The 19,470-nt window shown below is 69.2% G+C and carries 20 protein-coding genes and 1 tRNA gene; 4 read left to right on the top strand and 17 right to left on the bottom strand.

Annotated features, from left to right (window positions below):
- Positions 1 to 64: 64 nt before the first annotated feature.
- Together AC3ENX_RS02480 and greA are read left to right on the top strand one after the other, a co-directional pair.
- On the top strand, positions 65 to 472 hold the full coding sequence (locus AC3ENX_RS02480) for a DUF4307 domain-containing protein (protein WP_434810248.1): 408 nt from the start codon (positions 65 to 67) through the stop codon (positions 470 to 472).
- A 77-nt stretch (positions 473 to 549) separates the two neighbouring features.
- Positions 550 to 1,038 carry a transcription elongation factor GreA gene (gene greA / locus AC3ENX_RS02475; RefSeq protein WP_434810247.1) on the top strand — a complete coding sequence of 163 codons (489 nt, stop codon included), beginning with the start codon at positions 550 to 552 and terminating at the stop codon, positions 1,036 to 1,038.
- A gap of 7 nt (positions 1,039 to 1,045) precedes the next feature.
- On the opposite strand, the gene ilvA is transcribed toward greA, so the two are convergent.
- Positions 1,046 to 2,272 (bottom strand): threonine ammonia-lyase, encoded by a 1,227-nt coding sequence (ilvA, locus tag AC3ENX_RS02470; RefSeq protein ID WP_434810246.1) that lies wholly within the window; start codon positions 2,270 to 2,272, stop codon positions 1,046 to 1,048.
- Positions 2,269 to 3,456 (bottom strand): AI-2E family transporter, encoded by a 1,188-nt coding sequence (locus AC3ENX_RS02465; RefSeq protein ID WP_434810245.1) that lies wholly within the window; start codon positions 3,454 to 3,456, stop codon positions 2,269 to 2,271. The genes ilvA and AC3ENX_RS02465 overlap by 4 nt, the downstream gene beginning before the upstream one ends.
- 70 nt (positions 3,457 to 3,526) lie before the next feature.
- Here AC3ENX_RS02465 and AC3ENX_RS02460 point away from each other — a divergent pair, with 70 nt between their 5' ends.
- Positions 3,527 to 4,759 (top strand): winged helix-turn-helix domain-containing protein, encoded by a 1,233-nt coding sequence (locus tag AC3ENX_RS02460; RefSeq protein ID WP_434810244.1) that lies wholly within the window; start codon positions 3,527 to 3,529, stop codon positions 4,757 to 4,759.
- A gap of 1 nt (position 4,760) precedes the next feature.
- Here AC3ENX_RS02460 and AC3ENX_RS02455 read toward each other — a convergent pair whose 3' ends face one another.
- From AC3ENX_RS02455 to AC3ENX_RS02405, 11 genes are all read right to left on the bottom strand, one after another.
- Positions 4,761 to 5,846 (bottom strand): DNA glycosylase AlkZ-like family protein, encoded by a 1,086-nt coding sequence (locus AC3ENX_RS02455; protein WP_434810243.1) that lies wholly within the window; start codon positions 5,844 to 5,846, stop codon positions 4,761 to 4,763.
- Positions 5,847 to 5,881: 35 nt separating this feature from the next.
- On the bottom strand, positions 5,882 to 6,448 hold the full coding sequence (locus AC3ENX_RS02450) for a LemA family protein (RefSeq protein ID WP_434810242.1): 567 nt from the start codon (positions 6,446 to 6,448) through the stop codon (positions 5,882 to 5,884).
- A gap of 77 nt (positions 6,449 to 6,525) precedes the next feature.
- Complete coding sequence (locus AC3ENX_RS02445) at positions 6,526 to 7,839, bottom strand: D-arabinono-1,4-lactone oxidase (RefSeq protein WP_434810241.1); 1,314 nt, start codon at positions 7,837 to 7,839, stop codon at positions 6,526 to 6,528.
- Positions 7,836 to 9,062 carry an alanine racemase gene (locus tag AC3ENX_RS02440; RefSeq protein ID WP_434810240.1) on the bottom strand — a complete coding sequence of 409 codons (1,227 nt, stop codon included), beginning with the start codon at positions 9,060 to 9,062 and terminating at the stop codon, positions 7,836 to 7,838. Before AC3ENX_RS02440 ends, AC3ENX_RS02445 begins: the two co-directional genes overlap by 4 nt.
- A 26-nt stretch (positions 9,063 to 9,088) precedes the next feature.
- Positions 9,089 to 9,161 (bottom strand) — tRNA-Leu (locus AC3ENX_RS02435).
- Between the two features lie 25 nt (positions 9,162 to 9,186).
- The gene (locus tag AC3ENX_RS02430; protein ID WP_434810384.1) at positions 9,187 to 10,659 is read right to left on the bottom strand and encodes an NAD(P)/FAD-dependent oxidoreductase; all 1,473 of its coding nucleotides are present in this window, start codon (positions 10,657 to 10,659) and stop codon (positions 9,187 to 9,189) included.
- A gap of 8 nt (positions 10,660 to 10,667) precedes the next feature.
- On the bottom strand, positions 10,668 to 11,957 hold the full coding sequence (locus AC3ENX_RS02425; protein ID WP_434810239.1) for a S8 family peptidase: 1,290 nt from the start codon (positions 11,955 to 11,957) through the stop codon (positions 10,668 to 10,670).
- Complete coding sequence (locus AC3ENX_RS02420) at positions 11,954 to 12,424, bottom strand: DUF501 domain-containing protein (protein ID WP_434810383.1); 471 nt, start codon at positions 12,422 to 12,424, stop codon at positions 11,954 to 11,956. The genes AC3ENX_RS02425 and AC3ENX_RS02420 overlap by 4 nt, the downstream gene beginning before the upstream one ends.
- Positions 12,425 to 12,504: 80 nt before the next feature.
- Positions 12,505 to 13,005 carry an FtsB family cell division protein gene (locus AC3ENX_RS02415; protein WP_434810238.1) on the bottom strand — a complete coding sequence of 167 codons (501 nt, stop codon included), beginning with the start codon at positions 13,003 to 13,005 and terminating at the stop codon, positions 12,505 to 12,507.
- Between the two features lie 28 nt (positions 13,006 to 13,033).
- On the bottom strand, positions 13,034 to 14,314 hold the full coding sequence (gene eno / locus AC3ENX_RS02410; protein ID WP_434810237.1) for a phosphopyruvate hydratase: 1,281 nt from the start codon (positions 14,312 to 14,314) through the stop codon (positions 13,034 to 13,036).
- Positions 14,315 to 14,410: 96 nt separating this feature from the next.
- Positions 14,411 to 15,085: an O-methyltransferase gene (locus tag AC3ENX_RS02405; RefSeq protein WP_434810236.1), complete on the bottom strand. Its 675-nt coding sequence runs from the start codon at positions 15,083 to 15,085 to the stop codon at positions 14,411 to 14,413.
- A 129-nt stretch (positions 15,086 to 15,214) separates the two neighbouring features.
- Here AC3ENX_RS02405 and AC3ENX_RS02400 point away from each other — a divergent pair, with 129 nt between their 5' ends.
- Entirely contained in the window at positions 15,215 to 15,688 is a 474-nt protein-coding gene (locus tag AC3ENX_RS02400; RefSeq protein WP_434810235.1) for a DUF4442 domain-containing protein, read from the top strand.
- A gap of 40 nt (positions 15,689 to 15,728) precedes the next feature.
- On the opposite strand, the gene AC3ENX_RS02395 is transcribed toward AC3ENX_RS02400, so the two are convergent.
- The 4 genes from AC3ENX_RS02395 to AC3ENX_RS02380 all read right to left on the bottom strand — a co-directional run bounded on the left by AC3ENX_RS02395 (position 15,729) and on the right by AC3ENX_RS02380 (position 19,449).
- Positions 15,729 to 15,896, bottom strand: coding sequence for a methionine/alanine import family NSS transporter small subunit (locus AC3ENX_RS02395; protein WP_434810234.1), 168 nt, complete (start codon positions 15,894 to 15,896; stop codon positions 15,729 to 15,731).
- Positions 15,893 to 17,452: a sodium-dependent transporter gene (locus AC3ENX_RS02390; RefSeq protein ID WP_434810233.1), complete on the bottom strand. Its 1,560-nt coding sequence runs from the start codon at positions 17,450 to 17,452 to the stop codon at positions 15,893 to 15,895. The genes AC3ENX_RS02395 and AC3ENX_RS02390 overlap by 4 nt, the downstream gene beginning before the upstream one ends.
- 94 nt (positions 17,453 to 17,546) lie before the next feature.
- Complete coding sequence (hisS, locus tag AC3ENX_RS02385; RefSeq protein ID WP_434810382.1) at positions 17,547 to 18,800, bottom strand: histidine--tRNA ligase; 1,254 nt, start codon at positions 18,798 to 18,800, stop codon at positions 17,547 to 17,549.
- Positions 18,801 to 18,831: 31 nt separating this feature from the next.
- On the bottom strand, positions 18,832 to 19,449 hold the full coding sequence (locus AC3ENX_RS02380; protein ID WP_434810381.1) for a nucleoside triphosphate pyrophosphohydrolase: 618 nt from the start codon (positions 19,447 to 19,449) through the stop codon (positions 18,832 to 18,834).
- Positions 19,450 to 19,470 lie beyond the last annotated feature (21 nt).

Below are 19,470 nucleotides of genomic sequence, written 5' to 3'. Positions count from 1 at the left end.
TCTTCGACCCGCTTTCCGAACGCCTAGCCTGGTATCACCAGCCTAATCTCCCCGGGGGATGCCGATGAGCACCGCACAGACCACCGCAGAGCGCCTCGCCGACCGGTACGGGCGCGGCCCCGTCTCCGGTGCACGCCGAGCCGTGTGGGTGGTCGTCGCGGTGCTCGTCGCCGCCGTGGTGGGCTGGGTGGCCTGGTCGACCGTCAGCAACGCCATGCGGTCGGTCGACTACGACACCCTTGGGTTCCACGATCTCGACGAGCATGCGGTGACGGTCGAGTTCCAGGTGGTTGCGAACCCGGGCACCGCCTACGCGTGCGCGATCGAGGCGCAGGATGCGGAGCACGGCGTCGTGGGCTGGCGCGTCGTCGAATACGGCGCGACCGACGCCCACACCCGCCGCTTCTCGGAGACCATCCCGACCGTCTCCGAGGCGACGACCGGTTTGGTCACCTCCTGCTGGATCCCCTAAACTGACCGGGAACTGCACGCCCCGGCCTGGTGCCGGGGCGTTCGATTTACGCACCGATCACGCTTGAAGGAGACGACGTGTCGAACGACGCACAGGTGACCTTCCTCACCCAGGACGCTTACGACCGCCTCGTCGCGGAGCTCGAGGAGCTGTCGACGACGGGACGCGAGGAGATCGCGAAGCGCATCGAGGCGGCGCGCGAAGAAGGCGACCTCAAGGAGAACGGCGGCTACCACGCCGCCAAGGACGAGCAGGGCAAGCAGGAGGCGCGCATCCGCACCCTTCAGCACCTGCTCAAGCACGCCAAGGTCGGCGATGCCCCAACCTCGACCGGCATCGTGGAGCCCGGCACGGTCGTGACGGCCCTCATCGCCGGCGACGAAGAGGTGTTCCTGCTCGGCAACCGCGAGATCGCGTCGGGCACCGACCTCGACGTCTACAGCGAAGCCTCTCCCCTGGGCGCTGCCATCCTCGGCCTCAAGGAGGGCGACAAGGGCTCGTACACGGCCCCCAACGGGCGTGAGATCGCCGTCGAGGTCGTCAAGGTCGAGACCTACACCGGCTGAGCACGACTCAGTCGGGCATCACCCTCGGCGCGAAGCCGGCCTCTTCGAGGATCTCGATGGTGCGCGCGCGGTGCTCCTCGCCGCGCGTCTCGACGCTCAGCTGCAGGATCACCTCGCTGATCTGCAGGCCTTGCCCGTGCCGGGTGTGCAGCACTTCGATGACGTTCGCGCCCGCGATCGCGAGCAGTTCGGAGACACGCGCGAGCTGCCCCGGACGATCGGGCAGCGGAATCTGCAGCGTCATGTAGCGCCCGGATGCCGCGAGACCGTGCGAGACGACGCGCTGCAGCAGCAGGGGATCGATGTTGCCCCCGGAGACCACCGTGACGGTCGGGCCTGAAGCGTGCACTTTGCCAGCCAGGATCGCCGCCACGCCGACGGCACCGGCCGGCTCGACGACCTGCTTGGCCCGCTCGAGCAGCACCACGATCGCGCGCGCGATGTCGTCGTCGGTGACGGTGACGACCTCGTCGACGAGGTCGCGGATCACATCGAACGGAACATCACCGGGGCGCGCGACCGCGATGCCGTCGGCGATCGTCGGCGTGGTCTCAACGGTGACGGGCTCGCCCGCCCGCAGCGACGACGGGTAGGCCGCGGAGTTCTCCGCCTGCACACCGATGACGCGCACGACGCGTCCGGCGGCCGCTGCCCGCGCCTTGACGGCTGCCGCGACGCCGGCGATGAGTCCGCCGCCGCCGATCCCGACGAGCACCGTCTCGACGTCGGGGACGGCGTCGAACACTTCGAGTCCGAGGGTGCCCTGCCCGATGATGACGTCGCGGTGGTCGTACGGGTGGATGAGCACGGCGCCGGTGCGCTCCGCGAACTCCGCGGCGAGCCGCAGCGGCGTCTCGACGGTCGGGCCCTCCAGCACGACGTCGGCGCCGTAGCTGCGGGTCGCGAGGAGCTTCGGCACCGGCACCCCGAGCGGCATGAAGATCGTCGCGGGAATGCCGAGCTGGTGGGCCGCGCGCGCCACGCCCTGGGCGTGGTTACCCGCGGATGCGGCGACCACACCGCGGGCGCGTTCCTCGGCCGTGAGCTGCGAGAGTCGGTAGGCGGCACCGCGGATCTTGAACGAGCCGGTGCGTTGCATGTTCTCGAGCTTCAGGTAGACCGGTTGGCCGAGCACACCCGTGAGGTGCTCGGATTCGTCGATCGGGGTCGCCGTGATGACGTCGGCGAGGAAGGCTGCGGCCTGCTCGAACTCCGCCAGGGTGGGATTGCTCACGCGGTGATCCTCCTGCTGCGTGGAACGGTGCTCCAGATGACCTCTTCGGGTCGAGGTCTCGCTCCGGTCTCCCATCCTCTGCGGGACAGGTAGATCCAGACGACGTTGACGAAAGCGGCCAGCGGCACCGCGAACAGTGCGCCGGGGATGCCGGCGATCATCGCGCCGCCGGCGACGACCAGCACGACCGCGAGCGGGTGCACCTTGACCGCCGAGCCCATGAGCAGCGGCTGGAGCACGTGCCCTTCGAGCTGCTGCACGCCGAGGACGACGATGAGCATCCAGAACGCGATCCACGGGCCGTTGTAGACGAGGGCGAGGAAGACGGCGAGGGCACCGGTGACGACGGCGCCGACGAAGGGGATGAACGCGCCCAGGAACACGAGCACACCGACGGGGATCGCGAGGGGCACGCCGAGCAGGAACGCCCCGAGTCCGATCCCGATGGCATCGATCGTGGCGACCAGCAGTTGCGTCCGGGCGTAGTTGACGACGGTGACCCACCCCGTGCGCCCCGCACCGTCGACCGCGGGCCGTGCGCGCTGCGGAAACAGTCGCACCGTCCAGCGCCAGATGCCGGCGCCGTCGGCGAGCGTGCACAGCAGAATGAAGATCGCGAGCAGGGTGCCCGTCGCGACGTGACCGACGGTGCTGCCGATGGCGAGTGCACCCGACCACAGCAGCTCGACCTGCTGCTGCAGGAGGGAGAGCCCCTGTGCGAGCAGGTCATCGATCTGCTGCGTCGTGAGGTGCAACGGGCCGTCGATGAGGTACTGCCGAAGCTCGTTCACCGCCGTCACGGTGCTCGCCTGCACTTTGGGCCACTCCCGGCTGATCTGCCAGACAGCGAGCCACAGCAAGCCGGCGATGACGGCGATGGTGCCGATGACCGAGATCACGATGGCGAGCCACCGCGGCACTCGGTGGCGCAGCAGGAAGGTGAACGCGGGCCAGACGAGCGCCGTGACGAGGATCGCGACCAGGAGCGGGATGATGAGCAGCTTGAGCTGGATGACGAGCCAGATGCCGACGCCGATGGCCGCCGCGACGACGAGCAGTCGCCACGAATAGGCGGTCGCGACGCGGAGGCCCTTCGGGACGGCGTCGCCGATGTCGGTCGAGACCGTGCGGCGACGCAGCGCGCCGAAGAATCCCTCGCGCGGCGTCTCGTCGGAGCCTGTCACCTCGCCAGTCTAGGCGCGGCGGTGTGCCCGTATCGGCATGCGTGTCCGCGGTCGCCGCTACCGTGAAGACGTGCCCACCACGCTCTCTTCGGCCGACGCCCGCCACCTCGCGCTGGCCGCGCAGGGCTTCGCGAAGACGCCGCCGACTTCGGCCGGCACCCGACAGCTCGGCGTCGCGATGGCGACGATGCAGACGCTGCAGATCGATTCCGTCAACGTGTACGCCCGGTCGCATTACGTGCCCCTGTTCTCACGTCTCGGCGTCTACGACCCCGCGCTGCTCGACCGGATGCTGTTCCGTCGGCGCTCGCCGTACGTCGAGTACATCCCGCATGTTGCCGCGTTCATCCCGCGCGCGGACTGGGGTCTGTTCGACTTCAGGATGCGGCGGATGCGGGCACGCTACGGCGGTCCCGACGGGTTTCTGGGCCGGCACGCCGACATCGCCGCGTGGGTGCGCGCGGAGCTGACCGAGCGCGGGCCACTGCGTCCGGCGCAGTTCGACCACGACCTGCGACGACGCGCCAAGGGGTCGTGGTGGGACTGGGACGTCGTGAAGAACACCCTCGAACACGTCTGGATGTTCGGTGAGGTCGCCATCGCGGGACGGCGGGGGTTCGAGCGCGTCTACGCCCTGGCAGACCAGATGCTCACCGACGCCGAACGAGCGCCGGTGCCCGAAGACGATGCGATGCGTGCGCTGGTGTCCCGCGCGACGCGCGCACTCGGCGTCGGCACAGCCGCCGACATCGCGGACTACTGGCGCATCCGTGATCGCAAGTCGATGCTGCGCGCCGTCGGAGACCTCGTCGACGCGGGTGAACTCGAACCGGTACTCGTCGATGGCTGGGCGGTGGCGGGACGGCCCGCGCCCGCGTGGCGCCATCGCGAGGCGGTGCGCCCCAGACGCATCTCGGCCACCACGATCCTGACCCCGTTCGACCCGGTGGTCTGGTTCCGCGATCGGGCACTGCGGCTGTTCGACCTCGACTACCGGATCGAGATCTACACGCCCGCGGCAAGGCGACAGTACGGGTATTACTCACTGCCGGTCCTGATGGACGACCGCATCGTCGGGCGCGTCGATCTGAAGGCCGACCGCTCCCCACGCACGCTGCTCGTGCAGTCCGCATGGTGGGAACCCGGGCCGAGGCTCGACGATGCGCCCGGACGGCTGGCCGCGCATCTTCGCGACGCGGCCGCGTGGCAAGGGTTGGAGTCGATCTCAGTCGGCAGATGGGGTGACGCTGCGGACGACCTCGCCGCTGCGCTCGGAGCACCGAGGCACGAACGCCGCGTGTGAGTCAGCCTGCGGCGACCTCGACACCGAGCCACTCGCCCAGCGCTGAGATCTCCGCGTCGACGTCAGCCTGCATCGCATCGTCGAACGGGACATCTTCGTGCACGGCGTGCACGCGCAGCACACCGGCCTTCGCGTCGCGCTTCGCGTCGAGCTTTCCGACGAACCGATCGCCGTGGAGGATCGGCAGGGTGAAGAAGCCCCATCTGCGCTTGGCCGCCGGCTTGTACATCTCGAGGATGTACTCGAAATCGAACAGCTCGAGCAGTCGATCGCGATCGAACACCAGGCGGTCGAACGGCGAGAGCAGGGCGGTGCGCGGTGCGAACGAGCCGACCGCTGCCAGCGTGTCTGCATCGACGCGCCACCGTCCCTGTGTGCCCTCGACCGTCGCCTCGAGACCGATCTCGCCGACATCGACGGGCTCGCCCGGCTGCGCGACCCCTTTGGCCCGCGCGATGCCGAGCGAGCCGAGCCGACGGTCGGCACGTTCGAACGCCGCGGTCTCGGCGTCGACGTCGGGCAGATCGGCGGGGTACACGCGCTCGGCGAGATCGAAGCGGCGCCCCTTCCGGTCGCGGTCGGCGATGGCGACCTGCCCCATCGCCGCCAGGATCTCGAGCATCTGCCCCGCATTGCGACTGTTCGTCCAGCCGGATGAGCGCCACGAAACCTGCGCCGTGTCTGCGATCTCGGCGGCATGGAGGGGTCCCCGATCGCGGAGCGCATCGAGGACGTCACGGCGGAACGACTCGTTCGCCGCGAGCCACTCGCGCGGCTCCCGGTATCGCGGGCGCGTGGCCATCTCGTGCCGCAGCAGGGGCAGGTCGCTCATTGCGCGATAGAAGCCGCCCCATTCGAACAGGTCGCGCTGGACCTCTTCGGCGCGGCGCAGGTCATCGGCCGCGAACGGCCCGCCGATCCGGCTCCAGAGGATCAGCGGCGCGCTCGGTGCGATCGCAGCCGTCGGTTCGATCTGCACTGCGCTGAGCGCCGCCACCGTCTCGACGATGCCGTCCGGCCGGTGCGCATCGAGCAGCTGGGCACGCACCGCGATGCGGCGCGCCTCCTGCTTACTGAGCGTGATCACGATCGGGAGCTGCGTCTAGGCCGCCCCGCCACGCATCAGAATTGAATGCGTGGGGGCTCGGCGATTGCTGCGCCGTCGATGACCTCGAAGAACTCGCGCTCCGAGAAGCCGAGGTTGCGCGCGAACAGGTTGTTGGGGAAGACCTTGATCTTCGTGTTCAGTTCGCGAACGCCGCCGTTGTAGAACCGGCGCGACGCCTGGATCTTGTCTTCGGTGTCGACGACCGCGTGCTGCAACTGGAGGAAGTTCTGGCTCGCCTGCAGCTGCGGGTAGGCCTCAGCGACGGCGAACAGCGACTTCAGCGCCTGCTGCATGTGTCCCTCGGCGACTCCGGCCTCGCCCGGCGACGACGCGGACAAGGTCTCCGCGCGGGCACGGGTGACGTTCTCGAAGACGGCCTTCTCGTGCGCTGCGTAGCCCTTGACGGCCTCGATCAGGTTGGGGAGCAGGTCGGCACGCCGTTTGAGCTGCACCGTGATGTCGCTCCATGCCTCATCGACGCGCACGTTCAGCGAAACGAGCGAGTTGTACGTCGCCCACAGGTAGATTCCGACGATCACCGCGAGACCGACGATGATCAGAACCGGGACCAGCCACTCCATAGCACTCCCCTTCGTATTGCCTTCATGCTATCGGCCGAGCCGGACACCGCTCACCGGTGCACGCCCACTCCCAGCCGTTACCCACCCAGGACGCGGTCGAGGTACGCGTTGCGGAAGACCCGCGACGGGTCGAGACGGTCGCGCAGCGCGACGAACTCGTCGAACCTCGGGTACCGCTCCTGCAGGGCCGCCGCCCCGAGCGTGTGCATCTTGCCCCAGTGCGGGCGGCCGTCGTGCGCGAGCAGCGCCTCCTCGACCGCGCCGAAGTATTCGGAGGGATCGGTCCGCCAGAACCTGTGCACGGCGATGTACCCGGTGTCACGACCGTGGGCGGTCGACATCCAGCGATCGTCGGCTGCCGCCGCGCGCACCTCGATGGGAAACTCGATGCGCCACCCTCGCTCGCCGATCAGGCGCTGCACGGCGGTGAAGGCCTCCCTGAGGCGGGACAGCGGCACCGCGTACTCCATCTCGCGGAACCGGACGCCGCGGGCTGTGGCGAAGACTCGGTGCGATGCGTTCGAGAACGTGCGGTCGCCCCACACCTTCGCCGAGAGTCGGTTGATCCGGGGAACGAGGGCGGGGATCGCTCTCCCGGTCGAGCACACCGCCTGATGCGCGATGCCGCCGATGAACACGTCATCGACCCACTTCGCGAGCGGCGGCTGCGGCGAGATCGGGGTGTCGGCTGAACGGCGTGTGTTCGTCTTCGTCAAGGCGACGTCGGTGTGCGGAAACCAATAGAACTCGAAGTGATCGGCACCGCCCATGCGCGCATCCACATGGGACACGACGTCTGCGAGCGGTTCGGGACGCTCGATCGCGTGCAACGTGAACGCGGGCACGCATTGGACGGTGACGTCGACGAGCACGCCGAGGGCCCCGAGGCCGAGCGCAACCGCCGGCAGCAGTTCAGGATGCTCCTCGTCCGAGACCGTGAGCAGCTCGCCGTCTGCCGTGACCAGCGTCGCACCGACGATCTGCGTCGCGATGCCGCCGAACGTCGTGCCCGTGCCGTGGGTGCCCGTCGAGATCGCCCCCGAGATCGACTGCCTGTCGATATCGCCGAGATTCTCCATCGCGAGGCCATAGGGAGCAAGGAGCGCGGGGATGCGATGCAGACGGGTACCGGCGAGCAGACGGACGCGTGAGCGCTCCCGATCGACGTCGATCAGACCGGACAGGTCGGACAGGTCCAGCAGTGTTCCCGGCGCGACGGCGATGCCCGAGAAGCTGTGCCCGGCGCCGATCGCCTTGACCGGAATGCCACGCGACGCCGAAGCCCGCACCGCCCGTCGCACGGCCGCGACGGTCGGCGGAAACTCCACGCGCTGCGGCCGTACTCGTTCGCTGCGACCCCAGTTCTGCCACTCGCCGCCCGGTCGCGTCACAGGAAGCTCTTGCCTTCGCCCCGGTAGGTCCGACTCTCACCGACCACCTCGGCGCCACGCACGAGGTGGTAACGGTCGACCCGCTCAGCGAGCTCACCGCTCTTGGCATGCCGGAACCACACCCGGTCGCCCACCCGCAGCCCGCGCGCCGACGCGCCCTGCAGCGGGGTCTGCACCTCGCCGGCGCCCTCTCTGGGCAGCATCGACAGGCCGATCGGCCACACCGGCAGCGGCTGTCTGGACGCGAGCGGAGGCCCCGACGCGATCCAGCCGCCACCCAGCACCGTTGCGATGTCATCGAGGGGCTTGCGGACGACCTCGAGTCCGAAGGCCGCGGCAGGCGCCGGATCGAACGCCCGATATCGGTCGAACAGGTGCCCGGCGAGCAGACCGCTGCCCGCCGTCGTCTCGGTGACCGATTCGTCGGCCGCCGTCGATTCGAGCGATCCCGTACCCCCGCCGTTGACGAACTCGAGCTCGGCACTCTGGCGCACGGCGGAGACGATCGCCGCGCGCCGGTCGACGAGCTCGGCGGCACTGCGCCGCTGCATCCAGCGGATGATCGGCGCCTCCGGGCCGGTGTCGTCCGGCTGCCCCGCGATCTGCGCCTCGTACATCATGAGGCCGACGAGCCTGAAGCCGTCTCGGTCGGCGATGGTGTGCGCGAATCGGGCGACCTGCGCCGCGTCGTGCAGCGGCGATCGCCGCACCCCGACGTGGCCGAGGACGGGCGAACGCCACGAGGCATCGGCGTCGATCGCGACCCGCACCTCTGGCCGCGAGCCGGGCCGAGCGACGGCGTCGATGAGATCCAGCTGCGCCGGGTCGTCGACCATGAGCGTGATCCGCCGGCACGCATCGGCGTCGCCGACGAGTTGCGCCAACGCCGCCCGGTCGACCGTGGGGTAACCGAGCACGATGTCGTCGTGGTCGGCCGCGAGCCACAGCGCCTCGGGCAGCGTGAAGGCGAGGATGCCGGCATACCCCGGGAGGGCGAGTGTCGCGTCGACAATCTGCCGCACCCGGATCGACTTGCTGGCCACACGGATCGGCACGCCGCCGGAGCGGACCACCAGATCGGGCGCGTTGTACCGCAGCGCATCGACATCGATCGTCGCGACCGGCCCCGACAACCCGGAGACGGCCGCGGTGCGGTCAGCCCATCGCTGCGCGAGATCGGCTGACGGCGAAGCCGCAACGTCGGCCAGCAGGTCGAGGCTCATCGGTTCGCTCCTTCGCAGGGTGTCGGTACCCCCGCTGGGACTCGAACCCAGACTGAAGCGATTTTAAGTCGCCTGCCTCTGCCATTGGGCTACGGGGGCCTGAGCCCACCCTAGCCCGGCAGACTCAGCCCGCCTTGGACGTGCTCGCTGCCTTCTTCGCCGCCGGCTTCTTGGTTGCGGGCTTGTCTGCGGCGGGCTTGTCTGCTGCAGGCGCAGCATCCTTCGGTGCCTCTGCCGCGGGGGCGGGCTTCGCCGCAGGGGCTGCCGCGCCGGCGGCCGGACGCGGACGGGCCGCGAACTCTTCGAACACGTATCGAGGGTTCTGCACCGTCTGCAGGGTCACGTTGTCGCGGCCGAGCCAGAAGTTCTGCCACCAGTCGCCGATGACGCGCCACTTGCGCTCCCACGACGGCATGGCCATGCCGTGGTAGCCCCGGTGTGCACACCACGCCAGGAAGCCCTTGAGCGCGATCTTTCCGGACTGGAACACGCCGTTGTACAGACCGAGACCTGCGACCGCACCGAGGTTGTGGTGCACGTACTCGCGGGGCAGTTCGCCGCGCAGGACGGCGACGAGGTTCTTGGCGAGCAGCTTCGCCTGACGCACCGCGTGCTGTGCGTTGGGCACGCAGTACCCACCCACGCCGCCACCGCTCAGGTCGGGGACGGCGGAGACGTCACCGGCAGCCCATGCGCCCTCGACGAACGCCTCGGGGGTACCCACGCGCAGGTCTGCGCGGGTCGCGATGCGACCGCGCTCCTCGACGGGCAGGTCACTGCCGCGCACCACGGTCGGGTTCGCCATGACACCGGCGGTCCAGATGATCAGGTCTGTCGGGATGACCTCACCGGTCGACAGTTCGACGTTGCCGTCGACAGCGCCGGTGACCTGGGTGTCGAGGTGCACGTTCGCGCCGCGCTTGGCGAGGTCCTTGAGGACCCACTCGCTCGTCGGCAGCGACACCTCGGGCATGATGCGACCCATCGCCTCGATCAGGTGGAAGTGCGTGTCTTCGAAGCGGAGCTGCGGGTAGTCCTTCAGCAGCGACGACGCCAGCGCACGGGTCTCGGCGAACACCTCGATGCCGGCGAAACCACCGCCGACGACGACGGTCGTCAGCAGCCGATCGCGCTCGGGACCGGCGGGGAGGTTCGAGGCTCGGTCGAAGTTGGTGAGGATGCGGTCGCGGATCGCGACGGCCTCTTCGATCGTCTTCAGGCCGATCGCGTTGTCGGCGATGCCCGGGATCGGGAAGGTGCGCGAGACCGCACCCGCGGTGACGACGATCTGGTCGTACGACTCCTGCCACGGCTCGCCGTCGGCGGGCGTGATGGTCGCCGTCTTGTTCGCGTGGTCGATGCCGGTGACCTTGGCCGTGACCACACGCGTCTTCTTGAGGTGACGACGGTGACCGACGATGACGTGGCGTGCTTCGATCTCGCCGGCTGCGACCTCGGGGAGGAACGGCTGGTACGTCATGTACGGCAGCGGGTCGACGATCGTGACTTCGGCTTCGCCCTTGCGGAGGTGCTTCTCGAGCTTCCACGCGGTGTAGAAGCCCGCGTAGCCGCCTCCGACGACAAGAATCTTGGGCACGGTGCTGGTCACTGGGGTGGTGCTCCTTGGTTCAACGGCTCGGCGCGCGCGGAATTGCGCGCCGATCTGACTCGCCGGGCAGCAGCGGTGACGCCGAGCGCCACCAGTATAGCCGTCAGCGTCGCACCGACGAGCGGGACGGTGCCGTAGCGCAGCGTCTCGGCCGACGGAAGCAATGAGGAGGAGCGCTCGGTCGGCCCCTCGGCGGGCGGCAGCGCCTCGACGGTCACCGGTGTCACCGTCGGGGTCGCCTGCGGTCCCGCTTCGGCGCGTCGGTTGACGCGCACCCATTCCTTGAGGTCACCCATGGGATTGGTCGTGACGGCCGCGACATCGGCCGACACCGCAGCTTCGGCGTCGATGAGACCGTACCCGTAGAGGGCTCGGCTGCCGTTCGGCACCGCGGTCGCCGTGCGGATGATGCGGTTGATGACGTTCGCGGCATCCAGGTCGGGATAGGCCGACCGCACGAGCGCGGCGATGCCGGCCACGATCGGCGCTGCGCCACTCGTGCCGTTCCAGCTGACGACCCGACCGTCCGCCGAGACACCGCGCAATTGCTCGCTGGGCGCCGAGATGCCGATCGTGATGCCCTGCGTCGATGCCTCGACGCTGGCCTTACCGGTCTTGTCGACACCACCGACGGTCAGCACGCCCGGAATCGTCGCCGGGGCGCCAACGCGGTCGGTGCCGCTGCCCCGGTTGCCCGCTGCGACGACCACGACGACGTCGTGCTCGTAGGCGTAGAGGAACGCGTCGTCCCAGCTGCGGTCCCAGTCGAGCGTGTTCGTCGTGAAGGACAGGTTGATGACGTCGGCACCGTGGTCGACGGCCCAGTGCATCGCTTCGGCGACCTGATCGACGAAGGGCACCGAGGAGGTCGCCCCGAATCCGACCGACAGCGACAGCAGCTTCGCGGCGGGGGCGACGCCGATCATGCCGGTGTCCTCACCCGTACCGCGGGCGGCCGCGAGGGATGCGACCCAGCTGCCGTGGTTGGCGTCGACCGCGCCGACCGGCGAGCGGCCATCGGACGCCCCGACGCCGGAGAAGTCGGCGCCCCCTGCGACGGCGCCCGCGAACTCCTCCGGATCGCGTGCGATGCCGGTGTCGATGATCGCGATCGTCGTGCCAGCGCCGCGCGTCGTCTTCCAGGCTTCGGTGACGCCGTAGTCCTCGAGCCAGTATTCGGCGGCCCGGATGGGGTCCGGCGTCGGCTCGGGTGCGGCCGCTCCCGCGGTCAACAATGTCACCGCAAGCGCCGCGGCGACGGCGGCGGGCAGGACCCGTCGGATCACGACCCGCCTCCGGGATCGGTGCACACGCAGCGCTCGGGCGACCAATCGCCGAGTTCGAGCGCACGATCGCCGATGGGGTTCACGCCCGGGCCTGCGGCGAGGCTGTGCGCCGCGAGGGCGTGGAGGCACTTCACGCGGGTCGGCATGCCGCCGGCGGAAATGCCGTCGATCTCCTCTACCTCGCCGTACGACGCACGGTCGGCGAGGTAGGCGCGGTGCGCGTGCGCGTATCCCGCCGCGATGTCTTCGTCGTCGGCGAGCAGTTGCGCGAGCTCTCGCATGACGTGCGTCGCCTCGAGCGCGCTCATCGCGGCCGTCGCCCCAGGGTGCGTCAGGTAGTAGAACGTCGGGAAGGGCGTACCGTCCGGGAGCCGGGGCTCTGTCGCCACCACGGTGGGGTTGCCGCACACGCAGCGGGCTGCGACGCCGACCACGCCGCGCATGGGGCGTCCGAGCTGACCGCGCATGACGTCGAGGTCACGGTCGGTGGCAGGCGTCAGAGTGGCACTCACTCGCACTAGGGTAGCGGCCGAGGCCGCGAGGATGCTCAGGGGGCCGTGGTCGCCGTCTGCGCCAGGCCGGCGCCGGTGACGGATCGAACGAGCTGAGACATCCAGTCGGTGCGCGTCTCGGCGACTTCGTCGCTGACGGCATCCTGCTCCTGCGGGCGCTCGGCCGCCGGCAGGTCGTTGTCGATGAGGTACACGACCTCGCCCGGAGTGACGTAGTAGAGCCGCTCACGCGCTTGCGCCGTGATGTAGGCCGGGTCCGACCAGCGTTCGCGCTCGGCCTCGAGGTCGGCGACCTGCTGTTCGGTCACCTGCACGGCCTCTTCGAGTGCCGCGATCTGCTGCCGCTGGTCGAGGTAGGTGCCGATCGTCGGCACGAGCACGAAGGCCGCGAGGACGACGAGTCCGAGCATGATGGCCGTGAACGCCGAGAAGCGGATGCCGCCGACCCAGTCGCGCACGTCGACGCGGCGTCGCTCGTTCGACGGCGCGCCGGAACCGCTGCGGACAGCAGAAGGGGGAGCCGGTCGTCGTGTCACGGCTCCCCCTTCTGTCTGGTGCGGTCTGTCAGCCCTTGAAGCGCGGGAAGGCTGCGCGGCCGATGAACTCCGCCGCGTCACCCAGCTCTTCTTCGATGCGCAGAAGCTGATTGTATTTCGCGACGCGCTCGCTGCGTGCGGGCGCGCCGCTCTTGATCTGACCCGCGTTGACCGCGACCGACAGATCGGCGATCGTCGTGTCTTCGGTCTCACCCGAACGGTGCGAGAGCATCGTGGTGTACCCGGCGCGGTGCGCGACCGAGATCGCGTCGAGCGTCTCGGAGAGCGTGCCGATCTGGTTCACCTTGACCAGGAGCGAGTTGGCGGCACCGCGGGCGATGCCGTCGGCCAGACGCTGCGGGTTGGTGACGAACAGGTCGTCGCCCACGAGCTGGACCTTGCTGCCGAGCTTCTCGGTGAGCGCGGTCCAGTTGTCCCAGTCGTCCTCGGCGAGGGCGTCTTCGATCGTGACGATCGGGAAGCTGTCGACGAGGTCGATGTAGTAGTCGGTCAGCTCGTCGGCGTTCCAGTCCTTGTTGTCGAGGCGGTATACGCCGTCGTTGAAGAACTCCGTCGCCGCGACGTCCAGACCCAGGGCGATCTCGGAGCCCGGCTTGAAGCCGGCCTTCTCGATCGCCTTGACGAGGAACTCGAGGCCCTCACGGTTGCTGGGGAGGTCGGGGGCGAAGCCACCCTCGTCGCCGAGGCCCGTGGCGTAGCCCGCAGCCTTCAGCTCGCCCTTGAGGACGTGGTAGACCTCGGTGCCCCAGCGCAGCGACTCGGAGAAGCTCGACGCGCCGATGGGCGCGAGGAAGAACTCCTGCATGTCGATGCCGTTGTCGGCGTGCTCGCCACCGTTGATGACGTTGAACAGCGGAACGGGCAGCACGTGCGCGTTCGGGCCGCCCAGGTAGCGGAACAGCGGCAGGTCCGAGCTGTCAGCAGCGGCCTTCGCAACGGCGAGCGAGACGCCCAGGATCGCGTTGGCGCCGCAGCGGCCCTTGTTCTCGGTGCCGTCGACACCGATGAGGATCTCGTCGACGACGCGCTGCTCGCTGGCATCCACGCCCTCGATCGCCGGGCCGAGCTCGTCGATGACAGCCGCGACCGCCTTGAGCACGCCCTTGCCGCCGTAGCGGCTCTTGTCGCCGTCGCGCAGCTCGTACGCTTCGAATGCGCCGGTGGAGGCGCCGGAGGGGACGGCCGCGCGCTGGACGATGCCGTCGTCGAGCAGCACCTCCACCTCGACGGTCGGGTTGCCGCGCGAATCCAGGATTTCGCGGGCGCCTACAGCCTCGATCAATGCCACAGGGGACTCCTTGCTTGTGGAGGATGAATCTCGGAGCGTCGTCGGTCCGCACCCGAGTCTAGTGATCAGCGCGGCCCGCCGCAGTCCCGTGTCGCTTCAGCGCACGATGGCCACAGCGACGCCGTCCCACCCCTTCGCGTCGAGGGTCTGCAGCGCGGTCGCATCGAAGCGCGGATCGGTGCCGAGCATCTCGAGGCCCGCGCGCACGCCGACGATCTGCGAGTCGGTCGTGTGCGCGTCGGCGACCTTGCCAGAACGTGCCACGTTGTCGACGACGATGACGGTGCCGGGCCGCCCGAGCCTGGCCGCCCAGTCGAGGTAGATCGTGTTCGATTCCTTGTCGGCGTCGATGAAGACGAGGTCGAACGGCGCCTCCCCCGAAAGCCGCGGCAACACGTCGGCGGCGCGACCGATCTCGATGCGCACCCTGTGTGCGACGCCCGCGCGCTCGAGGCTGCGCCGCGCCACGGCCGCATTGTCGGGCTCGGCCTCGATCGTGACGACCTCGCCGCCCTCTGACACGGCCCGCGCCAGCCAGATCGTGGAGTACCCACCGAGCGTCCCGATCTCGAGCACGCGCCGTGCCCCTGCGATCCGCGCCAGGAGGTGCAGGAACTTCGCGTTCACCGGCGCGACTTCGATTGCCGGCATCCCCGCCTCGTGCTGGGCGGCGACGGCCGCTTCGAGGTCGGGGTCGTGCCCGACGAGCGTGTCGGCGAAGTAGCGGTCGACGGCCTGCCAGCCCGCAGGCGTGGGTGTCGGTTCGGTCATGGCACCAGCCAACCCGCCCCGCCTCGGACGCGTCAAGCTCCCAACGCGACGGCATCACGTCGGCATTCGCATTGTGGTTGTCACACAAGCGATGGCTCGAGAGACAGTGGACACCCGCACACTTGCGGCATGCGCATCACGCCCCGTCGTCTCGCCATCGGTATGAGCCTCTGGATCCCGAACCTCTGCGCGGGCATTCGCGTGCGCCGCTTCTCGGAGGACTGGACCGAGGCGGTCGTCGAGCTTCACGTGAACCTGCTCACCCGCAACTACGTGAAGACGGCGTTCGGCGGATCGATGTCGGCGATGACCGACCCGTACTTCTTCATGCTGGTCATGCATCAGCTCGGCCGCGACTACGTCGTGTGGGACACGAAGGGTGAGATCGAGTTCGTCAAGCCCGGCCGCGGCGTGCTGACGGCGCGCTTCGAGGTGTCCCCTGCGAAGGTCGCCGACCTGCGCGAACGCGCCCACGGCGGCGCGAAGGTGCTCGAGTGGTTCGAGACCGACATCACCGACAGCGACGGCGACGTCGTCGCGCGCGTTCGACGCGAGGTCTATGTGCGCGAGAAGCAGCGGGTCACGGCAGCGAAAGCCGCCTGAGCGTTCACCGGCTCCATCAGGCCCGGTTCCGTGAGGGCGCTCACGTGTCGTGCTGGATCACGCCGGCATCCTCACGGTGGTCGTCGGTGCCGCCCGGCGGGTAGTCGGTCAGCTCGGGGCGACGGGCGAGCATGAGTGCGCTCACCAGCAGCCCGCCCCACACGATCACGAGGGCGAGCACCAGGAAGGTGATGGCGATCGGGGTCATCGACGGACCTCCTTCTCGAACGCCGGCCAAGGCGTGAAGTCATCGGGCTTCCGGCGCCACGGCAGGAACGTCATGACGGCCGCCGCGATCACGAGGAACACCACGGTGCCCCAGCCGAAATACAGCAAATAGTCGGCGGGGTAGCCCTCGTAGCCGTCGACGACGAGTGTGATGATCCGCTGGATGAGCATGTAGCCCAGCACGATCGGTGCAACGACGGCCAGCAGCAGCACCCACACGCGACCGACGCGGAAGGTCGAGAGCCGGTTGAGGTGCGAACGCAGTTCCTCTCCCCGCCGGAACACCCAGATGACGAGGATCGTGACGAGGATCGCCGATGCGACGATGCCGATGTTGTTGGCCCACTGGTCGACGGTGTCGAGGGTGATGAGCCCCGTCGTGGTCGAGAAGCCGAGAATCGACAGCACGGCCGAGCCGCCGCCGATGATGAGAGCCGCCGAGCGGGGCGTCAGCCCGAACTTCTCCTGCACGGCGGCGGAGACCACCTGCAGCACCGAGACGAGCGATGTGAAGCCGGCGAGGGCGAGCGCGCCGAAGAACAGCACGCCGAAGATCGTGCCGCCCGGCATTTCGGACACGATCGCCGGGAAGGTGACGAACGAGAGGATGGGGCCTGCGATGCCGTCCAGCTCTGACACCTCCACGCCCTGCTCGAACGCGAAGAACCCGAGCGTCGCGAACACGCCGATGCCGGCGAGGATCTCGAACGACGAGTTCGAGAACGCGACGACCAGGCCCGGCGTGGTGAGGTTCGAACGGCGCTTGCGGTACGACGCGTAGGTGACCATGATGCCGAACGCGATCGACAGCGAGAAGAAGATCTGGCTGTACGCCGCGATCCACACGTTCGGATCAGCGAGTGCCGAGAAGTCGGGCGTGAACAAGGCGTTCAGGCCATCCGCCGCACCGTCGAGGAACAGGGCACGGACCACGAGCGCGACGAAGGCGATCAGCAGCACCGGCAGGGCGATCACGTTGACGCGCTGCAGCCCCTTGGCGACGCCGAGCGCGAGCACGATGATCGTCGCGATCCACACGAGTGCGAGCGGAATGAGCACGCTCGGCACGAACGTCATGCTCAGGCCGGGGTCGGAGACCTGCAGGTAGTCCTTGAGGAAGAACGCCTCGGGGTCGTCCCCCCAGCGCAGGTCGAACGAGAACACGAAGAAGCTCAGCGCCCAGGCGATGACGGCGGTGTAGTACAGCCCGATGACAAACGCGATCGCGACCTGGAACCACCCCAGCGATTCGAGCCAGCGGCCACGAGGGCCCCCGAGTCGGCGGAACGCCGTGGGTGCGGATCCGCGGAAGCGGTGACCGATCGCATAGTCGAGGAACAGGATCGGAATACCGGCGGTCAGCAGCGCGACGAGATACGGGATCAGGAACGCCCCGCCGCCGTTCTCGTACGCCACCCCCGGGAAGCGCCAGATGTTGCCGAGGCCGACTGCCGACCCGATGGCCGACAGGATGAACCCGACCTGCCCGGTCCACTGCTCACGTGCCTGCGGCGGGGCCGCATTGGTCTGACTCACGTCGCTCCTTCCGGCCGCCCAGACGACGCGACGGCGCGTGGACGCACGCTACCAGTCCTGCTGTGCCCGGTCGAGACGACCCGGGGCGGCAGCGTCAGTCCAGCGGCTTGACCTCGAGGTCAGCGCGTGCAGCGCCGGCACGGACGGTCGCGAACGCGGTGTAGCCGTCCTGGGCCGCCCGCTCCAGCAGCCCCTTCAGGTTCTTCGTGCGCTGCTCGAGCCGCACCCGCGCTCCCTCGGCCACCAAGGCGCTCTTCAGCGCGACCAGTTCGGCGACCGGAACGTCACGATCATGGACGAGCACGATCGCCGCGCTCCCCTGCTCGTCGCCCGCCGCGACGAGGTCGACGATGCGCTCGAAACCGATCGAGAAGCCGACGGCCGGAACGTCCTGGCCGAGGAACCGACCGATCATGCCGTCGTAGCGACCACCGCCGCCGAGCGAGGAGTCGACACTCGGGTGGGCGAGTTCGAAGATCGTGCCGGTGTAGTACCCCATGCCGCGCACGAGAAACGGATCGAACACGAGCGGAACATCGCCGCCCCGGGCTCCCGCCACCGCGTCTCCAATGGCGATGAGGGCGTCGACGGCCTCGTCGGCGATCCCATCAGGCAGGGCGGCGCGGATCTGCTCCGCACCGAACGGGCGCGCGATGAGCAGCTGCGGACGGGTCAGGAACGCATCGAAGGCGTCGACGGCGGCATCCGTCGCGCCGCGCTCGCGCAGCTCAGCGGTCACGCCGTCGGGACCGATCTTGTCGAGCTTGTCGATCGTGATCAGCACACCTGGGCGCTCGTCGGGCGAGAACCCGAACACGTCGAGCATCCCATCGAGCAGGCGGCGGTCGTTGATACGGATGCTGCCGCCTTCGAGCCCGAGCGCGTCGAGCGTGTCGAGGCTCGCGACGATGAGCTCGGCCTCCGCGCGACCGGACGCGTCACCGATGATGTCGATGTCGCACTGCATGAACTGGCGATAGCGCCCCTTCTGCGGGCGCTCTGCCCGCCAGACCGGTGCGATCTGGATCGACCGGAACACCGTCGGCAGCTGGCCGCGGTTGGTCGCGTAGAAGCGCGCCAGCGGCACCGTCAGGTCGTAGCGAAGACCCAGGTCGCTGAGCGCAGCCTGGTCGTCGGCGCCGGCGCGCACGGCGTCGGCATCCAGCCCTCGCTTGAGGATGTTGAAGGCGAGCTTCTCGTTGTCGCCGCCGATACCCGCGTGCAGTCGGGCGTGGTCCTCCATGACCGGGGTCTCGATCTCGTCGAAGCCGTGGGCGCGGTAGCGCTCGCGGATGACGGCGAGCACGCGCTCGCGGCGGGCCTTGTCGGCGGGGAGGAAGTCGCGCATGCCGCGCGGCGGGTTCACGGTGGGCACCGGACTATTGTTCCAGGTCGGCGGGCCGCTCCCCCGCTTCTGCCGTGCGCACGTCTCCCTCGAGGCCACGAAGTCGCTGCCGCAATGCGCGTTCGGCGTCCCAGCCGTTCGCGCGCGCCGTCGCCACGAGTGCCAGCAGCGCCTCGCCCAACTCCGCCTCGCTGCCGACCGGCTGCGTGGGCGTGGCGCCGACCCCGACAGCGGTCGCCTTGCCCAGCAGCTTCTGCGCGAGGGCGAGCGAAGGCATGTGATGCGAGACCCCGTCGAGCACGCTCGTGCGGGTGCGCTTCTCGGCCGCCTTCGCCGCGTTCCAGTGCACGAGTACCTCTTCGGGTGTCGTCGCCACGGCATCCGCGAAGACGTGCGGATGACGCCGCACCATCTTCTCGACGAGGCCGTCTGCGACGTCGTCGATGGTGAACGGCGCGGCCTCGTCGCGCGAGGCGATCTCGGCGTGGAAGAGCACCTGCCACAGGAGGTCGCCGAGCTCTTCGCGCAGATCGTCACGCGTGCCGGCTTCGACGGCGTCGATCAGCTCGGCCGCCTCCTCCTGCAGGTAGGGCACGAGATCTTCATGCGTGATCTGCTGCGACCACACGCACCGGTCGCGCACCGCGCGCATCGTCTCGGCGGCCTGCCGCAG

The organism is Microbacterium sp. bgisy189, assembly GCF_057707225.1.
Note: the sequence above shows the minus strand (reverse complement) of the source record. Positions and strands in the feature narration are given on the sequence as shown.